9 protein-coding genes are annotated in these 11,731 nt (G+C 67.4%); 4 read left to right on the forward strand and 5 right to left on the reverse strand.

The genetic code is table 11. The features are described from left to right. Positions 1–140 precede the first annotated feature (140 nt). The 4 genes from L1892_RS08065 (at position 141) to L1892_RS08080 (ending at position 5,085) form a co-directional block, all read left to right on the forward strand. The gene (locus tag L1892_RS08065) at positions 141–824 is read left to right on the forward strand and encodes an MBL fold metallo-hydrolase (protein WP_235723076.1); all 684 of its coding nucleotides are present in this window, start codon (positions 141–143) and stop codon (positions 822–824) included. A gap of 132 nt (positions 825–956) precedes the next feature. After that, positions 957–2,063, forward strand: a complete 1,107-nt coding sequence (locus L1892_RS08070) for a DoxX family protein (protein WP_235723077.1) — start codon at positions 957–959, stop codon at positions 2,061–2,063. Positions 2,064–2,146: 83 nt separating this feature from the next. Further along, positions 2,147–2,782 carry a hypothetical protein gene (locus L1892_RS08075; protein WP_235723078.1) on the forward strand — a complete coding sequence of 212 codons (636 nt, stop codon included), beginning with the start codon at positions 2,147–2,149 and terminating at the stop codon, positions 2,780–2,782. After that, entirely contained in the window at positions 2,779–5,085 is a 2,307-nt protein-coding gene (locus tag L1892_RS08080; RefSeq protein ID WP_235723079.1) for a HelD family protein, read from the forward strand. Before L1892_RS08075 ends, L1892_RS08080 begins: the two co-directional genes overlap by 4 nt. 13 nt (positions 5,086–5,098) lie before the next feature. Here L1892_RS08080 and L1892_RS08085 read toward each other — a convergent pair whose 3' ends face one another. The 5 genes from L1892_RS08085 to L1892_RS08105 all read right to left on the reverse strand — a co-directional run bounded on the left by L1892_RS08085 (position 5,099) and on the right by L1892_RS08105 (position 11,690). Continuing rightward, positions 5,099–5,731: an isochorismatase family protein gene (locus L1892_RS08085; RefSeq protein WP_235723080.1), complete on the reverse strand. Its 633-nt coding sequence runs from the start codon at positions 5,729–5,731 to the stop codon at positions 5,099–5,101. Further along, complete coding sequence (locus L1892_RS08090) at positions 5,728–7,617, reverse strand: hydantoinase B/oxoprolinase family protein (RefSeq protein WP_235723081.1); 1,890 nt, start codon at positions 7,615–7,617, stop codon at positions 5,728–5,730. Before L1892_RS08090 ends, L1892_RS08085 begins: the two co-directional genes overlap by 4 nt. Positions 7,618–7,689: 72 nt before the next feature. Next, positions 7,690–9,759, reverse strand: coding sequence for a hydantoinase/oxoprolinase family protein (locus L1892_RS08095; RefSeq protein WP_235723082.1), 2,070 nt, complete (start codon positions 9,757–9,759; stop codon positions 7,690–7,692). 37 nt (positions 9,760–9,796) lie between these two features. Beyond that, complete coding sequence (locus L1892_RS08100; protein ID WP_235723083.1) at positions 9,797–10,996, reverse strand: CaiB/BaiF CoA transferase family protein; 1,200 nt, start codon at positions 10,994–10,996, stop codon at positions 9,797–9,799. A 1-nt stretch (position 10,997) separates the two neighbouring features. Then, entirely contained in the window at positions 10,998–11,690 is a 693-nt protein-coding gene (locus L1892_RS08105; RefSeq protein ID WP_235723084.1) for a GntR family transcriptional regulator, read from the reverse strand. Positions 11,691–11,731: the final 41 nt, after the last annotated feature.

Consider the following 11,731-nt stretch of genomic DNA (forward strand, 5'->3'; position numbering starts at 1 on the left):
GTACCTTATCGACGGACTCCGACAACTACGTCGTGCCGTCGACCACTGCTCCACGATACGCGCGTGGCATGACCGCTGATCGGGGCAGAACCGTCGGGCACACCGACCACGGCGCCGCACCGGTGGCATAGCCTGGCCTCATGAGCCCTCAGGATGTTTCGATCAGCGACAGCTACAGCGGCGACCTGTCCGAATCGCCATCCCCGCAGCGCAGGAACCTCTCCTCTGCGTCGATCGTCAAGATGTCGGTCGGCCCGATGGACAACAACGTGTACATCATCACCTGTTCCGCGACCGGGAAACAGCTCGTCATCGACGCCGCCAACGACGCGGACCGGATTCTGGCGGTTGTCGATGGGCTGCCCGGAACACCTGAACTCATCTTCACCACCCACCAGCACCCCGACCACTGGCAGGCACTCGCGGAGGTGGCCGCCCGACTCGATGTCCCGACCGCCACCGGCCGGCTCGACGCCGACCCCCTGCCGGTGACGCCGGATCGGTTGATCGACGACGGCGACACCATCTCGGTGGGTGACCTCACCCTGGAGGCCATCCATCTGGTGGGACACACTCCCGGATCCATCGCGCTGGCCCTCCGCGACGGCGACGTGGTGCATCTGTTCACCGGCGACTGCCTGTTCCCGGGTGGCGTCGGCAAGACCTGGCAGCCCGGCGACTTCGAGACGCTCCTCGCCGACGTCAGCGCGAAGGTGTTCGACCGCTACCCGGATTCCACCGTCGTGTACCCGGGCCATGGCACCGACACCACGCTGGGCGCCGAACGACCGGCCCTCGCCGAGTGGCGCGAACGCGGCTGGTGACCCCGGGGCAGACCCTGACCGGACCTCCGAACAGGGCACCTGCAGACGCTGCCGGTGACCGGTAACCTCGATAAGGTTCGCCACTCAAGCCATGGGGGTGAGCATCCGAGTCATGTCACGAGGAGGCCGTCAGTGTTGATCCGCCGAATTGCCCGACCCATGCTCGCCACTGCGTTCGTTGCCTCCGGCATCGACGCCCTGCGGAGCCCGACCGCGAAGGCCGAGACGGCACGCGGTTTCATCGACAAGTCCGTCGAGACCCTGCCCGACGATGTGACCGAGAAGGTGCCAACCGACCCGGAGACGCTGGTCCGGATCAACGGTGCGGTACAAGTGGGTGGCGGAATCCTGTTGGCCACCGGCAAGTTTCCGCGGATCGCGGCATTGGCGCTCGCCGGGTCGACGGTTCCCACCACGATCGCCGGCCACGCGTTCTGGGAGGAGACCGATCCCGAGGCCAGGGCGCGACAGAAGACCCAGTTCTTCAAGAACGTCAGCCTCGTCGGCGGCCTGCTGATCGCCGCTGTCGACACCGAAGGCAAACCTTCGTTGGCCTGGCGTGGAAAGCGCAAGGCATCCGACGCCAGCCATGCGATCGCGGCCGCCTTGCCGCTGACCGCAGCCGCATCGGAATCCGGCTGGGACTCCTTGGTGGAACGCTCCCAGGAGGGTGCGCATGTCATCGGTGAGCGCTCGGCCGAAGCGGCCGACGTGATTCGCCAGCGGGCACCGGAGTTCGCCGAGCTGGCACGCGAACGGTCCACAGAGGCAGCTGACCTCATCCGCAGCCGGGCACCCGAACTTGCCGAGGCCGCCCGCGAGCGGTCCGTCGAGGCGGCCGAACTGATCCGTCAGCGCGCCCCCGAGCTCGCCGAGGCCGCACAAAAGCATTCGACCGAATTCATCGAGGCGGCGCATAAGCAGTCGGAGAAGGCCGGCAAGGCCGCCAAGGCAGCACAGAAGAAGTCCGACAAGGCCACCAAGACTGCGCAGAAACGCGTCGACAAGGCGGCCAAGACTGCGCAAAAGCGTGCCGACAAGGCCACCAAGACCGCGCAGAAGCGAGCCGACAAGGCGATCGCGGAAGCTCAGCGACGCTCCGACAAGGCTGCCGGCGTAGTCCGGGACCGGGCTCCGGAGTGGGCCGACGAGGTCAGCTCGCTCGCCGATACCGCGCGCGACAAGGCGTCCAAGGGCGCCGACGAGGGTCGGCGCCGGTTGCGAGAGGCCCGCTCATAGCTCCGTCATCTGATCCCGCCCACTCGGGCCGGGGTTCGTCACCTCGGCTGCCCGCCCACGAGTATCCGTGGGCGGCACCCGATATGGACGGCGACCTACTCACCCGGCCCCGTGACATCGAGGGCCGCGACCTCGTCGTGGCGGTGGGATCCAACGCGTCACCGGAGGTGATGCGGACCAAACTCGCCCGCATCGCCACCGGTGACCCCGGCCCGCCGATGGCCCGGGTGACGGTGTCGCACGTCGCTGTCGGTCATTCCGCGCACGTCTCGGCGCGGGGCTACATCCCGGCGGCGCCCTATCACTCGCCGGGCGCCGTGCTGCACAGCGTGGGCGCCTGGCTCACCCCGGCCGAGGTGTCGATGCTCGATCACACCGAGCCGAATTACCGTCGCGTCGAGCTGGCCGTCGGCGATCATCCGGGCATCGACCATCCGAGCGGCATCGGCGCGACGTTCTCGGTGTATGTGTCGCTGCACGGCGTGCTCGCCGATCCCGATGCCGAACCTGTGCCTCTCGGTGCCCAGCGCGAGATCGTCGACTGGCTCGGCTCCCGCATCTGCGACAACGCGTTACACGGTCCGACAGCGGAGGCGTGCCATCGCCTGGCCGACCCTCGTGTGGGGGCACGGGTATCGGCGTCCATGCGATCGGCCGGCCTGTCGCGACCGGCCGGACTCCCCATCCACGACCCCGAGACAGGACCAGCACCGCGGTGAGTTCGACAGAGACCGACGTCGACACCCGCATCACCGAGGAACAGGAACACCTCGACCAGGTGTATGCGCGGCTCGACCGAATGCGCTCGAATACCCAGCGACGACTCTCGTCGACACTGCGCGAGAGCGGCGGAACCCCCCAGGCCCGCTCGGAACGCGAGTCCTACGAACGGATGTACACCGACGACCTCGCCAAATTCGATGCGGCCGAACATAACCTGTATTTTGGGCGCCTCGACCTGGACGACGGCGAGACCCGCCGCATCGGCCGCATCGGTGTCCTCGACGACGCCGCCGACACCACACTGCTGCTCGACTGGCGCGCGCCGCTGTCACGGCCGTTCTATCTCGCCACCCCGGCCGCACCTGAGGACGTCGACCGGCGCAGGCACATCCGGACCCGTAACCGTCGTGTCCGCGCGGTCAACGACGAATTCCTCACCCTGGGTGAGGCCTCCGCCGACGACGTGGGACATGGCGACGTGGTAAATGAGAACGCGCTGGTCGCGGCGTTGAACGCCGCACGCACCGGCGAGATGACCGACATCGTGGAAACGATCCAGCGCGAGCAGGACCTGATCATCCGGTCGACACATCGCGGCGTCACCGTCATCCAAGGTGGCCCGGGGACCGGAAAAACCGCGGTGGCCCTGCACCGTGCCGCCTACCTGCTCTACACCCACCGAGACATCTTGTCGCGCAGCGGCATCCTCATCATCGGACCCAACGACGACTTCCTCACCTACATCGGCCAGGTGTTGCCGTCGCTCGGCGAGTCCGGGGTGCTCCTGTCGACCGTCGGCGACCTGTTCCCCGGCGTCCACGCCACCGCGCGCGACGACCGCCAAGCGGCGGCGATCAAGGGCGACCTGCGAATGGTCGACATGCTCAAACGTGCGGTGCGGGCGCGTGAGTCGTTGCCCGCCAAGCCGGTCCCGGTGGATTTCGACACCTATGAGGTGATGATCGACTCCGCCCTCGTCAAGGAAGCACGCGCCAAGGCCCGCAGCACGCGCAAGGCGCACAACCTTGCGCAGCCGACATTCCTTCGTGCCGCACTGGACGGTCTGGCCCGCGCGCACGCCGGCACGATCGGTTCTAGTCTGCTGGACGGCTCACAGTTGCTCAGTGGTGCCGATATCGCCGACATCCGGACCGAGATGAGTCAGGATCCGGAGATCCGACGGGCCTTGCTGCAGTTCTGGCCCACGCTGCACCCGCAGGAGATGCTGCGCGACCTGTACGGCGATCCCGCCGCAGTCCGGAAAGCCAGCCCGGGATGGTCGGACGCGGACCGGGCAGCACTACAGCGCGACACCACGTTCCGACAGGATGATGGCAGCGACTTCTCCCCTGCCGATGTGCCGTTGCTCGACGAGTTGGCCGAACTGATCGGGTTCGGCACCGATGACGCCGAGCGCGCGGAACGCGAACGCTGGCGCCGACAGCTCGCCGATGCCCAGGATGCGCTCGACATCCTCACCGGATCGGCCCCGCAGGATCTCGAGGACGAACTGGATCCGGAGATCCTGATGGCCTACGACCTCATCGACGCCGAACAGCTCGCCGCCCGGCAGACCGACACCCAACGCCTGACCACGGCCGAACGCGCGCACGGTGACCGTAACTGGGCCTTCGGACATGTGATCGTCGATGAGGCACAAGAACTCTCGACGATGGCGTGGCGAATGGTGATGCGGCGCATCCCGAACCGATGGATGACGATTATCGGCGACACCGCCCAGACCGGCGACCTCGCGGGCACCCGCGAGTGGGGCGAGGTGCTCAGCCCCTATGTGGCCGCACGGTGGCAACTGCGGGAGCTCACCGTGAACTATCGGACGCCCGCGGAGATCATGACCTACGCGACCCGGGTCCTTGCCGCGATCGATCCGCAGATGACCCCGCCGACGTCTTTGCGCAGCAACGGTGTGGAGCCGGTCGCGATTCGTACCGAAGCTGCTGATCGCGCGCCAACCGCCGTTGCCGCCACCGGACGACCCGATCTCACGGGTCTCAGCGTCGTGATCGTTCCGTCGGAGCTGCACGAGCAGGTCCGAGCCGTCGCCGATGCGGCGGCCGACGACTCCGGGCACCCACCACGAGTGCTCACCGTTGCCGCGTGCAAGGGTCTCGAGTTCGACAACGTCGTGCTGGTCGAGCCGAGCGCCGTCGTCGCCGACTCACCGTTGGGCCTGTCCGATCTGTACGTCGCGCTGACCCGCGCGACGCAGCGACTCGTGGTGGTGCACGCCGACGATCTGCCCGCGGAACTCGCCGACATGCCTGCCGGGCAAGTCTGACATTCCCCGTCGGTCAGGCTGCCCCGGTTGCCCGCAGCTGCGACACCGCCTCCTCGAGGTCGATCACATCGGCGTATTTGGCCTGCAGGTCCAGCAGATTCGCCTCGTGCAGCCGGGGTTCGCGGTCGCCGCACGCATCGGCCACCACCAACGGTCGGAACCCGTGCTGCATGGCGTCGGTGGCGGTCGCTCGTACACAGCCGCTGGTCGACAGCCCACACAGGTAAACGGTGTCGATGCCCTGCGCGGTCAGCGTGGACGCCAACGACGTCCCGAAGAAGGCACTTGCGTACTGCTTGGTGACCACTACGTCGTCTGGCTCCGGGCGACACCCCGGAACGTGGTCGGCCAGCGGTGATCCCTCCTCGAACACGTTGAGCGACGGAATCTTCCGCATGAACAGACCACCATCCGCACCGCCCGGCCGATAGCTGACACGGGTGAAGATCACCGGTACCGCAACCTCCCGTGCCACCGACACCAGCGTGGTGGCGGCGGTCACGGCGTCCTCGACGGGAGCCCGCAGCGGTGATGAATCGTCGAGATAGGCCATCGTCAGATCGATCACCACCACCGCGGCCCGCGCCCCGGGACCCAACCGCCCGGCGAACCCCGACGCCCGGTAGTCCCCGAGGGTATCGGTCACGCCCCGACCGCCTTGCGCACGTTCACAGGTGGGCGTGGTGCCGGCAACCCCGTCTCCTCCTCGCACCGTTCGAGCAGCTCGGGGATCGACGGCCCCTTGTCGAATACGGGCAGTTCGCCGCGCTCGGCGCGGATCGCTTCGCGGCGTGCGCCGGTGGCGGCCACGTCGACGGTTCCGTCGGCGTCGCACACCACGCCGTAGGCGTCGGCCGCGGCGTCCGCACCCACCAGCCGGCGGCGGACCTCAAGGGCGACGAGCTCCGGATCGCGTTCGAGCGGATCGCCCCACCCGCCACCGCCCCAGGTCACGAAGTGCAGGACATCGCCGCGCGCCACCGGGACGTCGTGGATCTTACTCGGCAGGATCTCCACCTCACCGGTGGCGCGCTGAATCCACTTGCGGCCCCGCGCACCCGGTTTCCCACCGTTGACGCCCCACGGATAGGTCAGCCACCGGTCGTCGTGGATCGCGATCGTGCCCGGCTCGCCGAAGCGGTAGGCGACGTCGACGCCGTTGCCACCGCGATGCAGACCCGCACCGCCGGTGTCGGCGATCGTCTCCCATCGTTCGATGCGCAGCGGATAGTACGACTCGAGGTACTCACACGGGATGTTGACGAATGACGGCCACAGCGAATGGCCGTCCGGGCCGTCCCCCATGGGCCGGCCGGGAATGCCGCCGAATCCGATGGAGTACAGCTGGAACCATTCGCCGTCGCGCGGTCCGCCGTCGTAATGTCCCGAGTACATGAAATGCGGCGACGACGAGAAGCCGGCGGCGTTCAGGATCTCCGGGTTCTTCTTGCCGAGCAGGCCACCGAACAGGTCGAACACCCGCCCGATCCCGTGGTTACGACCGTTCAGTGCCGCAGGGTATCTCGGCTTCCAGAACGAATCCTCCGGGATGGTGACGTCGATGAGCGGATAGAAACCGTCGTTCCAGAGAATCTGCGGGTCGGCAACGGTGATCACGTAGATGCCGAAGAACATCCGGACCAGGTTCTCGTTGATGAAGTAGTTCACCGGCCCGACGGCCTGCGGGGCGGCCTCGCTGAAGTCGAGATGGATCTTCTCGCCGGTGCGGGTGAGCTTGATGGTGAGCTCGTACGGCCCGTAGCCGCACCCGTCGTCGCAGATGAAATCGCTGAACTCGATGGTCTCGCCGTCGTCGAACAGTGTGGCCAGCAACACCTTCATCGCCTGATAGTTGCGGTCGAGCAGCGCGTCGAGCGCCGAGAGGTACACCTCCACCCCGAACCGGTCGCACAGTTCGACGATGCGGCGCGAAGCCGTGGTGCACGCGGCGACGAGGCCGTTGAGGTCGGCGCGGTTCCAGTCGGGCATCCGCACCTGATTGAGGATAATGTCGAGCGCCGTCTCGTTGAGCTCACCGGATTGGTAGAGCTTGAACGGCGGGATCACCACGCCCTCTTCGTAGATGGTGTGCGCATCGGCCGGCATCGAACACGGTGTCTTCCCGCCGACATCGGACATGTGCCCGAACATCGACGACCAGCCGACGACGCGTCCGCTGTGGAAGATCGGCAGCACGATCAGCCAGTCATTCGCGTGGCTGATCGCCGCCCCGCAGGCGTACGGGTCGGAGGTGAGCAGGATGTCGCCCTCGCCCACGGTGCCGGAGAAGTTGTCGAGGAAGTCGGGCACCGACAGCCCGAACTGTCCGACGACCATCTTGCCGCTCGGGTCGGCGATGAGCGGGAACTCATCGTGCTGCTCCCGAATCCCCGGCGACAGCGCGGTGCGGAACAGGACCTCATCCATCTCGTAGCGGGCGTTGCGCAGCGCGTTCTCGATGATGTCGAGGGTGACCGGGTCAACCGGCACCTTGGTGACGGGGTCGGTGGTTGTCTCGATGATGGTGGCCATCGTGGCTCCTGGGGGTGAGAGGTCGAAATGCTCTGGTGGGTCCGGGAGGTCGTTCGGGCGGAGCTGGCCGGGTCAGGCCGTGGCGCCGCCGGACGGCCGAATGAGCAGGCTGGCGTTGGGATGCACGGTGGCCGCGTGCCCACTGAGCACGAGCGTGGTGGAGTCCATCTCGGTGATCACCGCCGGACCCTCGATCACGTTGCCGGCAGACAGTTTTGCCCGGTCGTAGATGCCCGCACTCACCATCGCGCCATCCATCCACACCTTGCCGGTGCGGATGAGCGCCGCCGACGGATCGGCGTCGCCTTCGGTGAGCGGCTGCCAGGCCACGTCGGGCCGCGGACCGCTCACCGTGACGCGCAGATTGATCACCTCCCGCTCGTTCTTGAGCAGGAACGAGAACAGTCGCTGGTGTTCGGCGTCGAAGGCCTCCCCAAGACGGGACAGGACATCGCCGCCGGTCAGTGCGTCGGCGTCGAGATCGACCGGGATCTCGAAGCCCTGACCGTGGTAGCGGAGGTCGACCTGGAAACGCACGGTCTGCTGCTCGCGCGGGACCCCCTCGGCCGCGAGCCGTTTGGCGGCCGAGTCGGCCAGCTCCGAAAGCGCCTGACGCACCTCATCATCGGAGGTCTCGGAGAATGCGCGGATGAGGGTTCGTGCGCTCTCGTCCCGGACGCAAGTGGTGGCATCGCCGTAGGCGCAGAGTACGCCCGGCGACGGCGGCACGATCACCGGCCACGATCCGGTGAGCCGGCCGAGCGCATTGGCGTGCAGCGGCCCGGCACCGCCGAATGAGACGAGTGCGAAATCCCTCGGGTCGTATCCCTGTTGAACGCTCACCAACCGCAGCGCGCCGAACATGTTCTCGTTGACGATGTCCACGATGCCGGCAGCCGCAGCCTCCGGGCCGTCGAGTCCCATCGCATCCGCGATGGACGCCACGGCGGCTCGACTGGCAGCCGTGTCGAGTTCGACCTCACCGCCGGCGAGTTCGCTGGGCAGGTAGCCCAACACCACATTGGCGTCGGTGACGGTGGGTTCGGTGCCGCCGTTGCCGTAGGCGGCCGGGCCGGGATCGGCTCCGGCCGACTGCGGGCCCACGCGCAGTGCGCGTGTCAGTTCGGGCACGTGGGCGATCGAACCGCCACCCGCACCGACGGTTCGGACGTCGACGCTGGTGGCGCGCACGGCGAGGTCCCCCACCTTGGTCTCCCGACCGATCCGTGGTTCACCGCCGAGCACGAGGGCGACGTCGGTGGAGGTTCCGCCCATGTCGAAGGTGAGGAAGTCCGTGTAGCCGGCCTGCTCGGCAAACCATGCCGCGCCGGTGACGCCCCCGGCCGGTCCGGACAGCAACAGCGATACGGGATCCTCGGCCGCCTTCTCCGCCTGCACCAGGCCCCCGTCGCTCCGCAGGATCGACAGTGGCGCATCGATCCCCTCGTCGGCGAGAGACCGTGCGAGATTGTTGACGTATCTCGAGACCTCCGGCTGCACATAGCTGTTGGCCACCGTAGTGAGGGTGCGCTCGTACTCGCGCATCTCGGGTAGCACATGACTCGAAATGGACACCGGGATACCGGGGAGCTCTTCGCCCGCCCACTGCGCGACCTGCTTCTCGTGCGTGTCGTCGACGTAGGAGTTGATGAGTGAGACAGTCAGCGCCTCGATACCCGCACCGGAGAGGCTGCGCAGTTGATCGCGCGCCTGGTGCTCGTCCAGCGGGGTCACCTCCGCGCCGTCGGCACCGATTCTCCCCACCACCTCCACCGTGTGCTCCAGTCGTGCCAGCGGCTCGGGTTTCGGCCAGATGATCCACCCGGCGAGGCCGCCCGGGACGAACGACCGCGCGATCTGCAGCACCTGCCGGAACCCGTCGGTGGTGACCAGCCCGACTCGCGCGCCCCGTCCCTGCAGGATCGCGTTGGTGGCAACGGTGGTGCCGTGGAAGATCTGCCCGACGTCGGCGAGGGCGATACCAGCCTCGGCACACACCTTGCGGATGCCGTTGAGCACGCCGATCGACTGGTCGGCCGGGGTGGACGGAGTCTTGGCCCGGTAGGTGGTGCCGGAGGTCTCCTCGAGCAGCAGCACGTCGGTGAAGGTTCCTCCGACGTCGACGCCCAATCGATAGCGCATGTGATTCTCCAGGTGTTCGGTTGTGCAGGGGTGGTTTTCAGATGACGCCGCGCTCGGTGAACGCCATGCGCTCGTCATCGGACAGGCCGAGAACCCGGCCGTAGATGTCGGAGTTGTGCTCGCCCAGTTCGGGTCCGGCGTGCCGGACCGACCCCGGGGTGTCGCCGAGTTTCGGGAACACCCCAGCCATCGGCAGCTCACCGAAATCGGGGTGGGCCACACGGACGATCGCATCTCGGGCGGCGAAGTGCGGGTCGTCGAACATGTCACGGGCGGTGTAGATCCGGCCCGCCGGGACACCGGCCTCGTGCAGGATGTCGAGCACCTCATCGGTGCCGAGGTCGGCGGTCCAGTCCGCGACGAGCGCGTCCAGTTCGGCCATGTTGACACCGCGGGAGGCGTGGTCGGCATACCGCGGATCATCGATCAGATCCGAGCGTCCCATCGCCGTTGCGAGACGGGCGAACACGGTGTCCTGGTTGGCCGCCACCAGCACCATCTCACCTCCTTTGGTCGGATAGACGTTGCTCGGCGCGATGTTCGGCAGTACCGACCCGGTGCGCTCGCGCTGATATCCGCCGACCTCCCATTCCGGCAGCAGAGATTCCATCATCGCCAGAACGGCCTCGTAGATCGCGGAGTCCACGAGTTGACCGCGTCCGGTGGTGGTGCGGTTGTGCACCGCGACCAGGATTCCGATCGTCGCGAACACCGCAGCGAGCGAGTCACCGAGGGATATCCCCGCACGCGAGGGGGTGCTGTCGGCATCGCCTGTCACGTAGCGGATCCCGCCCATCGCCTCGCCGATGGAGCCGAAGCCGGCCCGCGACGCATACGGCCCGGTTTGTCCGTAACCGCTGACCCGCGCCATGATGAGTCGCGGATTGAGCTCGCGGAGCTCGGCGAAGCCCAGCCCCCACCGCTCGAGGGTGCCGGGCCGGAAGTTCTCGATCACGATGTCGGATTGTGCGATCAGCGACCGCGCGAGCTCCTGCCCCTCGGTGCTGCGCAGATTGCAGGTGACTGATTTCTTGTTGCGGGCGACGACCGGCCACCACAGTGACTTTCCGTGGGCCTTCTCCCTCCCCCACTGGCGCATCGGATCCCCATTGCCGGGCGGCTCCAGCTTGATCACCTCGGCACCGAAGTCGGCGAGCAGCTGCCCGCAGAACGGCCCGGCCAGCAGCTGGCCCATCTCCACCACCCGCAGGTCGGCCAACGGCCCGGTTGTCGTCATGTCATCTGCCTCTCTCGTCGTCGTCGACGTGATCCGCGGCCGCTGGCCCGGGTCCATCCGGAAGCGACTGCAGGAGAACATGCTTGGCCGCACGCACGTGGGACCGCATCACCGAGTCGGCCCACACCGCGTCACCGGCCCGCAGCGCGGCGATCAGATCACGATGGTGTGCGCCGCTGCGTTCGAGGTCCGCTGGCGAATATCGATGAAATGTGCGCAGCACCAACGGGAGCTGGATCACCGCGCCCAGCATCGTGGTGAGCCGGCTGCTGGCCGCCGCCGCACGAACGATCGCGTGGAACTCGTCGTTGAGTTGCGCCACCAGATCGAGCTGCGGCCGGGGACCCGACGCGGCGTCCTCCATCAGGCCGGAGAGCTCCTCGAGTCGATCGATGTCCTTGCCGGCGATCCGTGATGCCGCTCGTTCGGCGGCCATCGCCTCGAGCGTCATCCGCAGGTCGTAGATCTCCTCCAGATCCTCCGCGGTCCACGCGCAGACCCGCGCGCCGCGATGGGGCAACACCTCGACGAGACCTTCCATCTCGAGTTGTCGCAGCGCCTCGCGGACCGGTGTCCGGCTGGCCTCGGTGAGGTCGGCGATCTCGACCTCCCCCAGCCTAGTTCCGGGGCCGTAGGTGCCATCGATGATGCCGTCCCGGATGTGGGCGTAGACGCGATCCACGGCGCGGGCCATGTAGTACCTCCGCTCATCGAATTGTTCACAATGTAAACGCT

It is taken from the genome of Gordonia tangerina, from assembly GCF_021556435.1.
GTDB classification, from domain to species: Bacteria; Actinomycetota; Actinomycetes; order Mycobacteriales; family Mycobacteriaceae; genus Gordonia; species Gordonia tangerina.

Coding starts and splice junctions, on each gene's coding strand:
- L1892_RS08075 (WP_235723078.1), top strand. CDS start 2,147: ATGGACGGCGACCTACTCACCCGGCCCCGTGACATCGAGGGCCGCGAC.
- L1892_RS08065 (WP_235723076.1), top strand. CDS start 141: ATGAGCCCTCAGGATGTTTCGATCAGCGACAGCTACAGCGGCGACCTG.
- L1892_RS08105 (WP_235723084.1), bottom strand. CDS start 11,690: ATGGCCCGCGCCGTGGATCGCGTCTACGCCCACATCCGGGACGGCATC.
- L1892_RS08090 (WP_235723081.1), bottom strand. CDS start 7,617: ATGGCCACCATCATCGAGACAACCACCGACCCCGTCACCAAGGTGCCG.
- L1892_RS08100 (WP_235723083.1), bottom strand. CDS start 10,996: ATGACGACAACCGGGCCGTTGGCCGACCTGCGGGTGGTGGAGATGGGC.
- L1892_RS08095 (WP_235723082.1), bottom strand. CDS start 9,759: ATGCGCTATCGATTGGGCGTCGACGTCGGAGGAACCTTCACCGACGTG.